The 14,329-nt window shown below is 52.8% G+C and carries 12 protein-coding genes; 10 read left to right on the forward strand and 2 right to left on the reverse strand.

Going from position 1 to position 14,329, the window contains the following annotated elements; translation table 11 throughout:
* Positions 1–50 precede the first annotated feature (50 nt).
* From pspF to HV355_RS01045, 7 genes are all read left to right on the forward strand, one after another.
* Positions 51–1,028, forward strand: a complete 978-nt coding sequence (gene pspF / locus HV355_RS01015) for a phage shock protein operon transcriptional activator (protein WP_182400711.1) — start codon at positions 51–53, stop codon at positions 1,026–1,028.
* A gap of 88 nt (positions 1,029–1,116) precedes the next feature.
* The gene (gene sapA, locus HV355_RS01020; RefSeq protein WP_108417778.1) at positions 1,117–2,757 is read left to right on the forward strand and encodes an ABC transporter substrate-binding protein SapA; all 1,641 of its coding nucleotides are present in this window, start codon (positions 1,117–1,119) and stop codon (positions 2,755–2,757) included.
* Positions 2,754–3,719 carry a putrescine export ABC transporter permease SapB gene (gene sapB, locus HV355_RS01025; protein ID WP_010431704.1) on the forward strand — a complete coding sequence of 322 codons (966 nt, stop codon included), beginning with the start codon at positions 2,754–2,756 and terminating at the stop codon, positions 3,717–3,719. The genes sapA and sapB overlap by 4 nt, the downstream gene beginning before the upstream one ends.
* Entirely contained in the window at positions 3,706–4,596 is an 891-nt protein-coding gene (gene sapC, locus HV355_RS01030) for a putrescine export ABC transporter permease SapC (protein WP_089600639.1), read from the forward strand. Before sapB ends, sapC begins: the two co-directional genes overlap by 14 nt.
* A complete protein-coding gene (gene sapD / locus HV355_RS01035) occupies positions 4,596–5,588 on the forward strand; it encodes a putrescine export ABC transporter ATP-binding protein SapD (RefSeq protein WP_089600637.1) in 993 nt (330 codons plus the stop codon). The genes sapC and sapD overlap by 1 nt, the downstream gene beginning before the upstream one ends.
* A gap of 1 nt (position 5,589) precedes the next feature.
* Positions 5,590–6,396, forward strand: a complete 807-nt coding sequence (sapF, locus tag HV355_RS01040) for a putrescine export ABC transporter ATP-binding protein SapF (protein WP_089600634.1) — start codon at positions 5,590–5,592, stop codon at positions 6,394–6,396.
* Positions 6,397–6,576: 180 nt separating this feature from the next.
* Positions 6,577–7,518 carry an ATP-grasp fold amidoligase family protein gene (locus tag HV355_RS01045; protein WP_182400712.1) on the forward strand — a complete coding sequence of 314 codons (942 nt, stop codon included), beginning with the start codon at positions 6,577–6,579 and terminating at the stop codon, positions 7,516–7,518.
* Here HV355_RS01045 and HV355_RS01050 read toward each other — a convergent pair.
* Positions 7,499–8,563, reverse strand: a complete 1,065-nt coding sequence (locus HV355_RS01050) for an ATP-binding protein (RefSeq protein ID WP_174339670.1) — start codon at positions 8,561–8,563, stop codon at positions 7,499–7,501. The two genes, HV355_RS01045 and HV355_RS01050, sit on opposite strands and share 20 nt — an antisense overlap.
* Entirely contained in the window at positions 8,560–9,264 is a 705-nt protein-coding gene (locus tag HV355_RS01055) for a response regulator (RefSeq protein WP_120158294.1), read from the reverse strand. The genes HV355_RS01050 and HV355_RS01055 overlap by 4 nt, the downstream gene beginning before the upstream one ends.
* Before the next feature lie 273 nt (positions 9,265–9,537).
* On the opposite strand from HV355_RS01055, the gene HV355_RS01060 reads away from it, so the two are divergent.
* From HV355_RS01060 to HV355_RS01070, 3 genes are all read left to right on the forward strand, one after another.
* On the forward strand, positions 9,538–9,924 hold the full coding sequence (locus tag HV355_RS01060; protein ID WP_182400713.1) for a transporter: 387 nt from the start codon (positions 9,538–9,540) through the stop codon (positions 9,922–9,924).
* Positions 9,925–10,047: 123 nt separating this feature from the next.
* Positions 10,048–10,959 carry an ABC transporter six-transmembrane domain-containing protein gene (locus HV355_RS01065; protein WP_182400714.1) on the forward strand — a complete coding sequence of 304 codons (912 nt, stop codon included), beginning with the start codon at positions 10,048–10,050 and terminating at the stop codon, positions 10,957–10,959.
* Positions 10,960–10,963: 4 nt separating this feature from the next.
* Positions 10,964–14,059: a multidrug efflux RND transporter permease subunit gene (locus HV355_RS01070; RefSeq protein ID WP_182400715.1), complete on the forward strand. Its 3,096-nt coding sequence runs from the start codon at positions 10,964–10,966 to the stop codon at positions 14,057–14,059.
* Positions 14,060–14,329 lie beyond the last annotated feature (270 nt).

Below are 14,329 nucleotides of genomic sequence, written 5' to 3' on the forward strand. Positions count from 1 at the left end.
TGGCACTATCCTCACCTGGTGAATATCACTAAGGAGTGGTTAATTTCATCATGACCGGATACAAAGACAACTTACTGGGTGAAGCGAACAGTTTTCTTGAAGTGCTTGAACAGGTTTCGCGCCTGGCACCTCTCAATAAACCGGTGCTCATTATCGGCGAGCGCGGTACGGGTAAGGAACTGATAGCCAACCGTCTCCACTATTTATCCGGACGCTGGGACGGGCCATTTATTTCCCTTAACTGCGCGGCGTTGAATGAGAATCTGCTCGACACTGAACTGTTTGGTCATGAAGCGGGTGCGTTTACCGGTGCACAAAAACGCCATCCCGGACGGTTCGAGCGTGCAGATGGCGGCACACTGTTCCTCGATGAACTGGCGACAGCCCCAATGCTGGTTCAGGAAAAGCTGCTGCGCGTCATTGAATATGGCGAGCTGGAGCGCGTCGGCGGAAGTCAGCCGCTGCAGGTTAACGTGCGTCTGGTCTGCGCGACCAACGCCAATCTGCCGGAAATGGTGGCGGAAGATACATTTCGCGCAGACCTGCTCGACAGGCTGGCATTTGACGTCGTACAACTGCCGCCGCTGCGTGAAAGGCGCAGCGACATCATGCTGCTGGCAGAGCAGTTTGCCATCCAGATGTGCCGTGAGCTGGGTCTGCCTCTTTTCCCCGGCTTCAGCGATTACGCCACAGAAACCCTGCTCGGCTACCCGTGGCCGGGGAATATTCGTGAACTGAAAAACGTGGTAGAGCGTTCGGTTTATCGCCACGGCAGCAGCGAAACCGAACTGGACAACATTATCCTCGACCCGTTTAAGCGCAACGCACGGCCCGCTGTTGTGCCTGTCAATAACACTGACGTGCCGTCTCTGCCGCTCGATTTGCGTCAATTTCAGCATAAGCAGGAACAGCAGTTACTGGAACAGAGCCTCCAGCAGGCGAAATATAACCAGAAACAGGCGGCTGATTTGTTGGGTCTGACCTACCATCAATTAAGGGCATTGCTCAAAAAGCATCAAATGCGCTGACATTATCAGCACTTATCTGCAGACATTTTTACGAAGCAGGTGTAAGTGCGATACACTTTGCAGATCGAACCTAAAAACCTTAAAAATTATGCGTCTGGTTTTATCGTCCTTGTTGGCACTCGGTCTGTTCAGCAACCTGGCTGTTGCTGCGCCTGAGCGATCTGCGCTCCCTGATATTCGCGATAGCGGATTTGTCTATTGCGTCAGCGGGCAAGTTGATACCTTTAACCCGCAAAAAGCGGGTAGCGGCCTGATTGTCGATACGCTGGCAGCACAGCTGTACGATCGTCTGCTTGATGTTGATCCGTATACCTATCGCCTGGTGCCTGAGCTTGCTGAGAGCTGGGAAGTGCTGGATAACGGCGCAACCTACCGTTTCCGCCTCCGCGACGATGTCGACTTCCAGCGCACGCCATGGTTTACCCCCACCCGCAAACTGAACGCGGATGACGTGGTGTTTACCTTCCAGCGCATCTTTGACCGCCACCATCCGTGGCATAACGTTAACGGCGGAAACTTCCCCTATTTCGACAGTCTGCAGTTTGCCGATACCGTCAAAAGCGTGCGCAAGCTGGATAACCGGACGGTGGAGTTCCGGCTGGTTCGCCCGGATGCCTCTTTCCTCTGGCATCTGGCAACACACTATGCGTCAGTGATGTCGGCAGAATACGCGGCTACGTTGACGAAAAAAGATCGCCAGGAACTGCTCGACCGCCAGCCTGTCGGCACGGGCCCGTTCCAGCTTGCAGAGTATCGTGCCGGGCAGTTTATTCGCCTGCAGCGTCACGAACATTTCTGGCGCGGCACGCCGCTGATGCCGCAGGTGGTTGTCGATCTGGGCTCTGGCGGTACAGGACGTCTTTCGAAGCTGTTAACCGGTGAGTGCGATGTGCTTGCCTGGCCAGCAGCCAGCCAGCTGACCATTCTGCGTGACGATCCGCGTCTGCGCCTGACATTGCGTCCGGGGATGAACATTGCCTATCTGGCATTCAACACCGACAAACCGCCGCTGAACAATCCTGCCGTTCGCCACGCTCTGGCGTTAGCGATCAATAACCAGCGTCTGATGCAGTCGATTTACTACGGCACCGCAGAAACGGCGGCTTCTATTTTACCGAGAGCCTCCTGGGCCTACGACGGCGAAGCTAAAATTACGGAATACAATCCGGCAAAAGCGCGTGAGCAGTTGAAAGCGCTGGGGGCGGAAAACCTGACGCTGCAGCTTTGGGTGCCAACCAGTTCCCAGGCGTGGAACCCAAGCCCGCTGAAAACAGCGGAACTGTTGCAGGCCGATATGGCGCAGGTAGGCGTTAAAGTGATCATCGTCCCTGTCGAAGGTCGTTTCCAGGAGGCTCGCCTGATGGATATGAACCATGATTTGACGCTGGCGGGCTGGTCTACCGACAGTAACGACCCGGACAGCTTCTTCCGCCCGTTGCTCAGCTGCGCCGCGATTAACTCGCAGACCAACTACGCGCACTGGTGTCATCGGGAATTTGATGCCGTGTTACAAAAAGCGCTCGCCTCACAGCAGCTTGCGTCGCGTATAGAAGCGTACGATGAAGCTCAGGATATTCTGGCTCGGGAACTCCCGGTGCTCCCGCTGGCCTCATCCCTGCGTTTGCAGGCCTATCGGTACGATATTAAAGGGCTGGTACTGAGTCCGTTTGGCAACGCCTCCTTCGCAGGGGTCACTCGTGAAAAAGAGCAAGAGGTGAAGAAACCATGATCATATTTACCTTGCGCCGTCTGCTGTTGCTGCTGGTTACGCTGTTCTTTTTGACCTTCGTGGGCTTTAGCCTGAGCTATTTCACGCCCCACGCCCCGCTTCAGGGATCGTCACTGTGGGATGCATGGCTGTTCTGGTTTAACGGCGTACTGCACTGGGACTTCGGGGTTTCCAGCATTAACGGACAGCTGATTTCAGAACAGTTGAAAGAGGTTTTCCCGGCGACCATGGAGCTGTGCATCCTGGCGTTTGGCTTTGCTTTGATGGTGGGCATTCCCGTGGGGATGCTGGCGGGCATTTATCGCAATAAATGGCAGGATAAATTTATCAGCGCCATTGCCCTGCTCGGCTTCTCAATCCCGGTATTTTGGCTGGCGCTGCTGCTCACCCTCTTCTTCTCTCTGACGCTGGGCTGGCTGCCGGTTTCCGGGCGATTCGATCTGCTTTATACGGTTAAAACAGTGAGCGGGTTTGCCATCATCGATGCATGGCTTTCGGATTCGGTCTGGCGCGATGAGATGATCATGAGTGCGCTGCGTCATATGGTGCTGCCGGTTCTGACTTTAGCCGTTGCGCCTACCACCGAAGTGATCCGCCTGATGCGCATCAGCACCATTGAGGTGTTCGATCAAAACTACGTCAAAGCTGCCGCCACGCGCGGGCTGTCGCGTCTGACTATTCTGCGTCGCCATGTGCTGCACAATGCGCTGCCGCCGGTTATTCCCCGCCTGGGATTACAATTCTCTACCATGCTCACGCTGGCGATGATCACGGAGATGGTCTTTAGCTGGCCGGGTCTGGGGCGCTGGATGATCAACGCCATTCGCCAGCAGGATTACGCGGCGATCTCCGCTGGTGTGATGGTGATTGGCTCACTGGTGATTATTGTGAACGTTCTTTCCGATATTTTGGGTGCCATGGCCAACCCTCTGAAGCATAAGGAATGGTATGCCTTACGATAGCGTATACAGTGAAAAGCGCACGCCCGGTGCGCTACGTACCGTGTGGCGTAAATTCTATGGTGACACCACGGCTATGATCGGCCTTTACGGCTGCGCTGGCCTGGCCTTGCTGTGCGTGTTGGGTTCGTGGTTTGCACCGTATGGCATCGATCAGCAGTTCCTCGGCTATCAACTTTTGCCGCCTTCATGGTCCCGCTATGGTGAAGTCTCCTTCTTCCTCGGGACTGACGATCTTGGACGAGACGTGTTAAGCCGTCTTCTGAGCGGCGCGGCCCCGACGGTGGGCGGTGCGTTTGTGGTGACGCTGGCGGCCACGATCTGCGGCCTGGCGCTGGGCATTTTTGCAGGCTCTACTCACGGCCTGCGTTCGGCGGTGCTGAACCACATTCTGGATACCCTGCTCTCTATTCCGTCTTTGCTGCTTGCGATTATCGTCGTGGCGTTCGCTGGGCCACATCTGTCACACGCGATGTTTGCCGTCTGGCTGGCGATCCTGCCGCGCCTGGTTCGCTCGGTATACAGCCTGGTGCATGACGAACTGGAAAAAGAGTACGTTGTCGCGGCCCGTCTGGACGGCGCGACCACGTTTAATATTTTGTGGTTTGCCGTATTGCCGAACATTGCTGCCGGACTGGTCACAGAGATCACCCGAGCCCTGTCGATGGCTATCCTGGACATCGCCGCGCTGGGTTTCCTCGATCTGGGGGCGCAACTGCCCTCCCCTGAATGGGGTGCAATGCTCGGTGATGCCCTGGAGCTTATCTATGTCGCACCGTGGACGGTCATGCTGCCAGGGGCGGCCATTATGGTGAGCGTACTGCTGGTCAACCTGCTGGGCGACGGCATTCGCCGTGCGATTAATGCGGGGGTGGAATAATGCCGTTACTTGATATCCGCAACCTGACCATCGAATTCAAGACCGGTGAAGGCTGGGTGAAGGCCGTGGACCGCATCAGCATCACGCTTGCTGAAGGTGAAATCCGCGGGCTGGTGGGAGAATCTGGCTCCGGTAAGAGCTTGATCGCCAAAGCCATCTGCGGCGTGGCGAAGGACAACTGGCGCGTCACCGCTGACCGCATGCGCTTCGATGATATCGACCTGCTGCGCCTCTCCCCTCGGGAACGCCGCAAGCTGGTGGGTCATAACGTGTCGATGATTTTCCAGGAGCCGCAATCCTGTCTTGATCCGTCCGAGCGCGTGGGCAAACAGCTGATGCAGAACATCCCCGGCTGGACCTATAAAGGACGCTGGTGGCAGCGTTTTGGCTGGCGCAAGCGCCGTGCCATTGAGCTACTGCACCGTGTCGGGATTAAAGATCACAAAGACGCGATGCGCAGCTTCCCTTACGAACTGACCGACGGCGAATGCCAAAAAGTGATGATTGCCATCGCGCTGGCAAACCAGCCGCGCCTGCTGATTGCCGATGAACCCACAAACGCGATGGAGCCCACCACGCAGGCGCAAATTTTCCGCCTGCTGACGCGTCTTAATCAGAACAATAACACCACCATTTTGCTGATCAGCCATGACCTGCAGATGCTGAGCAAATGGGCGGATAAAATTGACGTGATGTATTGCGGCCAGACGGTCGAAACTGCCGTCAGTGAAGATCTGGTGAATACGCCGCATCATCCATACACCCAGGCACTGATCCGCGCGATACCGGATTTCGGTAGCGCGATGCCGCATAAAAGCCGTCTGAATACCTTGCCGGGTGCCATCCCCCTGCTGGAGTCGTTGCCTATTGGCTGCCGTCTGGGGCCACGTTGTCCCTACGCTCAGCGTAAATGCATTGAGACGCCGCGTCTCACAGGGGCGAAAAGCCACCTGTACGCCTGTCATTTCCCGCTGAACATGGAGAGAGAGTGAAATGGTCGAAACCTTACTGGAAGTTCGTAACCTGAGTAAGACCTTTCGCTACCGCACAGGGCTCTTTCATCGCCAGACCGTAGAGGCGGTTAAGCCGCTGAGCTTCACGCTGCGCGAGAAACAGACGCTGGCGATCATTGGCGAGAACGGGTCCGGAAAATCCACGCTGGCGAAAATGCTGGCAGGCATGGTTGAGCCAACCGATGGCGAAGTGCTGATTGACGATCACCCGCTAAAATTTGGTGACTACTCTTTCCGCAGCCAGCGCATCCGCATGATCTTTCAGGATCCGTCTACTTCCCTCAATCCGCGCCAGCGAATTTCGCAGATCCTGGATTTCCCGCTGCGGTTGAATACCGACCTGGAGCCTGAAGCCCGGCGTAAACGCATCGTCGAAACGCTGCGTTTAGTCGGACTGCTTCCCGATCATGTGAGCTACTACCCGCACATGCTTGCACCGGGTCAGAAACAACGTCTGGGGCTGGCACGCGCGTTGATTCTGCGTCCAAAGGTGATTATTGCCGATGAAGCCCTTGCCTCGCTGGATATGTCGATGCGTTCGCAGTTAATTAACCTGATGCTGGAATTACAGGAAAAACAAGGTATCTCTTATATCTACGTGACCCAGCATCTTGGCATGATGAAACACATCAGCGACCAGGTCATGGTGATGCACCAGGGTGAAGTTGTCGAACGAGGAAGTACGGCTGATGTGCTGGCCTCTCCGCTGCACGATTTGACGAAACGGCTCATCGCCGGGCATTTCGGTGAAGCATTGACCGCCGATGCGTGGAGAAAAGATCGATAAGCACGAGATAGACGCTCCTGACGCGGCACTGAACTAAATTGCTCAGCTGAATTAAGGATTAAATAGTTTGCATACGCTATTTAATCCTTTGCTTTTTCGTCTCCACTCCTGCTCCATATTTCACACAAAATAAATCAATAGTTCCCCTCCAGAATACCCAGAAATTACGGAGGAGAAGAAATGAATAACGCCACTTACGTTCTCAAATACACTGAATATCTAATAAGAAAATGCCGCTCTTTTTTAATCACAGACCTGCATTTCCATACTACCAGGCTTAAAAAAGCCTCAGGAAGAATCCCAGACATTCAATCACCCACGACGTTGAGTGAAAAAATATGTCATCGTCTGGTCTATGATCATAATAACCTCTACACGATGCTCGCCGATAAACTCGCCGTTCGGGCATACGTTTCCTCCAGAACAAAACGAGTGAAAACGGTGCCATTAATTGGCGTTTATTCCCGGGCGTCGCAGATTGATTTTTCAGTACTCCCTGACAAGTTCGTCCTTAAGTGCAACCATGACAGCGGCAGCACAATAATATGTACAAACAAAGCGCAATTTAACTATAAGGAAGCGTGTAAAAAACTGAGCCTCGCGTTAAAGAAAAACTTGTACTACACCACGCGCGAATGGCAATACAAAAACATTACGCCGAGTATACTTTGCGAGCCGTTCGTCGATCTCTTCGATAATGCTGACAGGAATATAACACCCGAAATGCTGAGGATCCATTGCTTTCATGGCGTTGCCCACTATGTAGAAGCGGATTTCACGGATGATAACGGCAAAGGGTTTATCAACGTTTATGACAGGCACTGGAACTTACAACCCTTCCGGATGGAATATCCGAATACTTCAGCAGATCCAGGCGAACCGGTCTTGTTCCGACAGGCGTTGTTGGCCTCTCAGGAGCTGGCGGATGGAATTGACTACTGCCGCGTTGACCTTATGCTAAAAAAAGATGAAATCTATTTCAGTGAAATAACCTTAAGCCCGAGACGCGGTAAACTGACGATTACCCCGCAGGAATGGGATGCTAAGTTAGGAAAAATATGGCATTTATCGCCGGCAGGCGTATTTGACCTGCCGCTGAAACTCACGCGTCGGACCAGGTGAGTTTAAATATCGAGTGGTTTTGCGTCGATAAGGTATAGGTAACATCGCCACCATGCGCCAGCATGATGGCTTTTACCACCGACAGGCCCAAACCACAGCCTTCCGGGTTCAAATGTCTGGCGCCATTATCGCGCTGAAAGGGCTGAAACAGGAAATCATGAAACTCTCTGGGGATGCCCGGTCCGCCGTCCTGAATAAGGATATAATTGCCTTTATCCGAAACGCCATTTTTCACGATGAGCGTGCGCGAGGTTGAATAATGTAAGGCATTGTCAAATAAAACGGTCAGACACTGATTGATGCGTAACGGATCGAATACGCATTGCTGCTCCCTCAGGTCTGTATTAACGGTAAATGCCTTACGGTTAAACTCGGGCATGAATGTATCGAGTGCATCCTGTATTGTTCCTTTTAGATCCATTCTGGACTGGCATAACGTGTATCCCGCTCCGCCACCCGAACTGATCACCCGGAGATCCTCAATCAGACGGGTTAACCCTTCCGTCTGTTTGAGAAGATTATTAAACAGTACCGGGTCTGGGGTAAAAACACCGTCAACCAACCCCTGAAGCCGTCCGCGTAAGATCGTGACCGGCGTTCTCAGCTCATGCGCAATAGCGGCATTCCAGGATTTCCGCTGAATATCCAGCGTCTGTAATTTTTCCGCCATTTCATTGAAATCCGTCACCAGGTGATTGATCTCACCAAGCCGAGAACTGGTACAAAATGCCCGGGCGTCCAGATCGCCCTGAGAAATCTTTTTCAGGCTGGACGCTACTGCGTTAAGCGGGGTGAGTATTCGCGATGAAAGTTTGACCGTGAAAAAGAGTGCAATAATCAGACTAATCGTTGTCGCGGTCCCAATCCATACCCAGTCCCACATCGTCATCTGCTCGTCATCGCCCGCAGCAGCGCCACCCGGGAGATGATCCAGAATAAAGGAGTAAAAAAACCAGGAGCCCAGTATGGCGATGGCAATGATCGTAAACGTCAGCAACAGCATATACGTTAAGATCTGACGGCTCAGGACAGACTCTTTGTTCATTTCTTTTCCCCAAGCCGGTAGCCCATGCCTCTGATGCTCTCGGGAACACCGTACAGACCGGCAAGCTCCAGTTTTTTTCGCAACTTGCTCATATGGCTGTCGACCGTTCTGTCGAGCGTATCCCCTTCCGGCAGACACGCGTTGAGTAACTCTTCGCGGGAGCAGACCTTTCGCGGATATCTCACCAGCCAGGTAAGTAATTTAAATTCGGTCGTCGTTAATACCGGGGAGATAACCTCTTCGCCCACGGTGACTTCCACGTAAAAGTCATCCGGATAGACCGTAATAAAAGGCGTTCTGAGCGGCAGGGAACCCGCCTGCTGAAGCGTGGGTTTCGTCCTGCGCAGCACCGCCTCAACCCGCGCGACAACCTCAGAAGGGTTGAAGGGTTTGATCACGTAATCATCCGCGCCCAGTCTCAGCCCCATGAGTTTATCGACATCCTGATCGAGTGCGGAAACCATAATAACGGGGACAGAACTTTCCTGACGAAGCGTGGTAAGTACGCTCCAGCCGTCACATACGGGCAGGTGAATGTCCAGCAAGATGAGATCCGGCTTATGGAGGCGATTAAGCGTTATTGCCTGCTCGCCCTGGCTGGCTCTGAGCGTTTTCATTCCTGAACGCTCTAAGTAGCTCATCAGTATATCGGCGATTTCGTCTTCATCTTCAACAACAAGGATCAGCGTATTTTTGTGCATTTTATCTCCGCGGGTGAAATCCCTTTGAGCACGCTTACAGACATCTTTAGCACAATAAGACACAGTCTTCGGGAAAAAGTGCCCTGGTCACAAAATTTTCCGGGGTGGATTTCAATTCCCGGTTATTTCTCCACACAGCATACACATTCCGACAATAAAAACTCGACAATGCCTGTTCAAAATCGCTGTTCAGGCATATGCCGTCTTTTCATCGAACGTAACTAATTAATCCTGTCCCTTAAAGACATTCTGAAGTTGGCTGAGATAATGAACATGGAACTCTCTAAATATTTACACCCTAAAAAAATCGGCATATATTCCTTGTTCCTGATGCTGTCCTGGGGACTATTATATATTTGGCTGGTTCTGATACACAGACTGGACGAAAAAGTCGCCTCGACGCTACCCTCCTCCCCCATCATGTATGGCTGCATCGCACTGTCAGTGGTCTTTTTATCAATCCAAAATAAAGCTGGCGCGCTGACTGAACTTCTTGTCATCGCCTTCTGGTTAATGGTGATTTTTGTTTATCTCATTATTACGTTCACCGTGCTGTTAAATGCGATGCCCGACATCGAAGATCTGATCTTTTATTACGAGTGTTATTTGATTATTTTTTTTGGCGGAACACCTCTGTACCTCATTATGAGAATGATTTGAATCTGAGCTCCACACATCCTCCACAAACCACCCATTTCCGCTAAACAGGCGCGCGGTAGACTCTCTACCTCATTTTTTGCACAAAAATAATACACTGAAAAAGTCTGACACGACTTACCCATAATGATGAATCCTAATAATAATCTCCGTTCTTCGGAATCTGCCGGTGTGATGCACTCGCTTAAAAAACTCGCGATACGGCACCGGAAAAAACTGGTTGTCACTTTCTTGCTGGTGGTGGCCGAAAACGTGACGTTTTTACTTTATCCCGTTCAGGCAGGCATCGCGATTAATGCCATCCTCGCAGGTGAGACGCTTAACGCCGCGCTGTATGGCCTGATGGTACTTTGTATGTGGTTCATCGGGGCCGCCAGACGGAGCGTAGACACGCGCACGTTTGCACGCATTTATGCCGGACTTGCGGTATCCGTCGTCCTGGCACAGCGCAAATATCAGCTAAACCATTCGGCAATCGCCGCCAGAGTCACGCTCTCGCGCGAGTATGTGGATTTCTTTGAAATGCACCTTCCCCTGCTTATTACATCGCTGAGTTCCCTTTTGGGTGCTGCAATCATGTTGCTGTTTATTGAATGTTGGGCCGGCGTCATGTGCTTTGCGATTGTACTTATCCTGCTCGGATTTGTCTCCGGATATGCCCGTAAAAATGAATGGCTATTCATGCGCCTGAATAATCGGCTGGAAAAAGAAGTGGATTATGTTCATAAGGCGGGTACGGCCACCCTTCACCGACATTACGCCACGCTTGCACGTTTACGTATCGCATTATCTGACCGCGAGGCGTGGGGTTATTTGTGGGTTGGCGTGCTTGTTGCCGCGCTTTTTACGCTGACCATCGTCTGGATGACGCGCTCAACCGGCATCACCGCCGGACATATCTATTCCGTGATGACCTACATGTGGATGTTCGCGACGAGTCTCGATGACGCACCGCAGCTTCTTGAGAAGTTTTCGCAGCTCAGGGACATCGGTAAACGCGTTTCCACTGATGATGAAATTCACGTAACTGGACGTTAATTTAATGCCTCATTTTTTTATTGAACGCCCCGTTTTTGCCTGGGTAGTGGCGCTTTTTATCGTTCTGGCGGGACTTCTGTCTATTCCCCGTTTACCGATTTCGCAGTATCCGGCGGTGGTACCGCCGGGAATCATTATTTCCGTCAGTTACCCGGGGGCCAGCCCCGATATCATGAATACGTCGGTGGTGTCGTTAATAGAACGCGAAATCTCTGGAGTCGATAACTTGCTCTATTTCGAATCATCCAGTGATACAACCGGTTCAGCATCAATTACCGTCACGTTTAAACCGGGCACGGACATCAAGCTGGCGCAGATGGACCTGCAGAATCAGATTAAGATCGTCGAGCCTCGTCTACCTCAGGCGGTAAGACAAAACGGCATTAACGTCGAGGCCGCTAATTCTGGCTTTTTAATGATGGTGGGGCTGAAATCCACGACAGGTCAATTTGAAGAAGCCGATTTAAGCGACTATTTTGCCAGAAACGTCAGTGACGAGCTTCGTCGCGTGCCCGGCGTAGGGAAAGTTCAGCTGTTTGGCGGCGAAAAAGCGCTGCGTATCTGGTTGGATCCCATGAAGCTCCACAGCTATGGGCTCTCGGTAAGTGATGTTCTTACCGCCGTTGGCCAGCAAAATGCCCTGGTTTCGCCCGGTAAAACGGGAGACGAGCCCGCATCTGAAGGACAAGGGGTGACGTATCCCATCACCGTAAAGGGACAGCTCTCCTCGGTCGAGGCGTTCAGGAATATTACCCTGAAATCTGACGCATCCGGCGCCCGCCTGAAACTGTCCGACATTGCGCGGATTGAATCTGGCCTGCAAAGCTACGCTTTTGGTATCCGCGAAAATGGCGTGCCCGCAACGGCGGCGGCAATCCAGCTGTCGCCTGGCGCGAATGCAATGAGTACGGCTTCAGGCGTACGAGCGCGCATCGACGAACTTTCCCGGGTGTTACCCGACGGAATGACGTTTACGATCCCTTTCGATACCGCGCCGTTTGTAAAACTTTCTATCATGAAAGTTGTTCAGACATTTGTGGAAGCGATGGTCCTCGTCTTCCTGGTTATGCTGCTGTTTCTGCACAAGATACGCTGTACGCTTATCCCGGCGATTGTTGCTCCCGTCGCGCTTCTTGGCACCTTCACGGTGATGCTATTGAGCGGCTACTCCATCAATATTCTGACGATGTTCGGCATGGTGCTGGCGATAGGGATTATCGTTGATGATGCCATTGTGGTTGTAGAAAACGTTGAACGACTGATGGAGGAAAAAAGCCTGTCCCCGCGTGACGCAACGCGGCAAGCCATGCAGGAAATCACCCCGGCGATTATAGGGATCACGCTGGTGCTAACCGCGGTCTTTATCCCCATGGGGTTTGCTGAAGGATCCGTCGGGATTATCTACCGACAATTTTGTATTTCCATGGCGGTCTCCATACTGCTATCCGCGTTTCTTGCCCTGACGCTGACGCCTGCCCTGTGCGCAACGTTACTCAAGCCGCATAAGGCAGGAAAGCGCGGAGGTGGAAGATTCGCGGCAGGGTTTAACGCGCGCTTCCGTTCGCTCACGGCCTGTTACGAAGTCGGGCTGGGTGCTGTTCTGAAGCGAAGCGGACGTATGCTGTTCCTGTACGTTGCGCTTTGCGCTGCGCTGTTTTTGGGAATGTCTTCGTTACCGTCATCCTTTCTGCCGGACGAAGATCAAGGCTACTTTATGTCCTCAATCCAGCTGCCTTCTGATGCCACGATGCAGCGCACCCTCAACGTGGTTAAAAAGTTTGAAGAGGAAATTGCGGCCCGGCCGGATATTGAAAGCAACATAATGATCCTGGGGTTTGGGTTTTCAGGTTCGGGACCGAATTCGGCTATGGCCTTTACCACGCTGAAGGACTGGAAAAATCGGCAGGGCTCGACGGCTCAGGATGAAGCCGACCATATCCAGGCCAGCATGGCGAACGTGTCGGATGCCGTCACGATGAGCCTGCTCCCGCCGGCCATTTCGGATATGGGCACCTCCTCGGGGTTCACCTGGTACGTGCAGGACAGAGCAGGACTGGGCTACGAGGCGTTAAAGCGTGCTGCCGACGCGCTGGTCCTGCACGCTAATCAGCGCCCTGAACTGAGTGACGTTTATATAGACGGGCTTCCGGAAGGAACAAGCCTTGCGCTCCAGGTTGACAGAGAAAAGGCGGAAGCGATGGGCGTCTCATTTGATGAAATCAACCAGACGCTCTCCGTCACCCTGGGCTCAAATTACGTCAATGACTATACGAACAACGGCCGCGTTCAGCAGGTGATTATTCAGGCCGATGCGCCTTACCGAATGCAGCCTGAGCAGATACTGACATTATCAGTGAAAAACCGGATGGGTCAGATGGTGCCGGTATCGACGTTTGCCACGCTTTCGTGGAACGTTGCGCCGCAGCAGTTGACGCGTTACCAGGGATATTCTGCTATTCGCATTACCGGAAATGCGGCCTCGGGAGAGTCCAGCGGCACCGCAATGAAGATTATGGAGAGTTTGTCCAGAGATTTACCTCAGGGCTTGGCGGGCGAGTGGGCCGGGAGTTCATTACAGGAGCGAAAATCGGAGTCTCAGCTTCCGGGCCTTATCGTCCTGTCGATACTGGTCGTATTTATGCTACTCGCCGCCCTGTATGAGAGCTGGTCTATTCCTTTTGCGGTCATGCTGGTCGTTCCGCTGGGTCTCATCGGCGCGGTGATAGCGGTGTCTGTTGCCGGCATGACGAATGACGTTTTCTTCAAGGTCGGCCTGATTACGCTTATCGGCCTGTCAGCCAAGAACGCCATTCTGATTGTTGAATTTGCCAGGCAGCTCCATCGCCAGGGGCAGCCCCTGCTGGCGGCAACCATTCATGCCGCCAGCCAGCGCCTGCGCCCCATTCTGATGACCTCGTTAGCCTTTACTTTAGGGGTTGTTCCCTTGATGCTGGCCAGGGGGGCGAGCGACAGTACGCAGCATGCCATCGGTACCGGCGTATTTGGCGGCATGATCAGCGGGACGCTTCTCGCGATCTTCTTCGTACCCGTTTTCTTTATCGTCATTGCGCGTTTTGTCGACAACATCAGGAAAGCGTGAATACCCAGGTGGAATCGTGCTTCCTCTCTGGTTGGATGAGGCGAAGCTGTTGCCGGGTGATATACTGGACGAATGCTGAAATTTTGAGCCCCCGCGAGTCCGCGGTGCATTCTTCGGGGCAGGCGTCTTCGGAGAAGTGCGAGAAATATCGTGACACAAGGGGCTGTGAGTAGGCTATAATTTCGAGCTAATTTCGAATGATTTTGAAATGCTGCCTGTAACGCTATGAATTACAAGGCAAAATTAGCAATGAATATAAGGATTAAAGCT

The sequence above is a fragment of the Enterobacter sp. RHBSTW-01064 genome (assembly GCF_014103035.1).
Lineage (GTDB): Bacteria > Pseudomonadota > Gammaproteobacteria > Enterobacterales > Enterobacteriaceae > Enterobacter > Enterobacter mori.

Excerpts from the sequence above, each read along its gene's own strand:
- HV355_RS01045 (WP_182400712.1), top strand. The coding sequence starts at position 6,577 with ATGAATAACGCCACTTACGTTCTCAAATACACTGAATATCTAATAAGA.
- pspF (WP_182400711.1), top strand. The coding sequence starts at position 51 with ATGACCGGATACAAAGACAACTTACTGGGTGAAGCGAACAGTTTTCTT.
- HV355_RS01050 (WP_174339670.1), bottom strand. The coding sequence starts at position 8,563 with ATGAACAAAGAGTCTGTCCTGAGCCGTCAGATCTTAACGTATATGCTG.
- sapB (WP_010431704.1), top strand. The coding sequence starts at position 2,754 with ATGATCATATTTACCTTGCGCCGTCTGCTGTTGCTGCTGGTTACGCTG.
- HV355_RS01070 (WP_182400715.1), top strand. The coding sequence starts at position 10,964 with ATGCCTCATTTTTTTATTGAACGCCCCGTTTTTGCCTGGGTAGTGGCG.
- sapA (WP_108417778.1), top strand. The coding sequence starts at position 1,117 with ATGCGTCTGGTTTTATCGTCCTTGTTGGCACTCGGTCTGTTCAGCAAC.
- HV355_RS01055 (WP_120158294.1), bottom strand. The coding sequence starts at position 9,264 with ATGCACAAAAATACGCTGATCCTTGTTGTTGAAGATGAAGACGAAATC.
- HV355_RS01060 (WP_182400713.1), top strand. The coding sequence starts at position 9,538 with ATGGAACTCTCTAAATATTTACACCCTAAAAAAATCGGCATATATTCC.
- sapC (WP_089600639.1), top strand. The coding sequence starts at position 3,706 with ATGCCTTACGATAGCGTATACAGTGAAAAGCGCACGCCCGGTGCGCTA.
- sapD (WP_089600637.1), top strand. The coding sequence starts at position 4,596 with ATGCCGTTACTTGATATCCGCAACCTGACCATCGAATTCAAGACCGGT.
- sapF (WP_089600634.1), top strand. The coding sequence starts at position 5,590 with ATGGTCGAAACCTTACTGGAAGTTCGTAACCTGAGTAAGACCTTTCGC.
- HV355_RS01065 (WP_182400714.1), top strand. The coding sequence starts at position 10,048 with ATGATGAATCCTAATAATAATCTCCGTTCTTCGGAATCTGCCGGTGTG.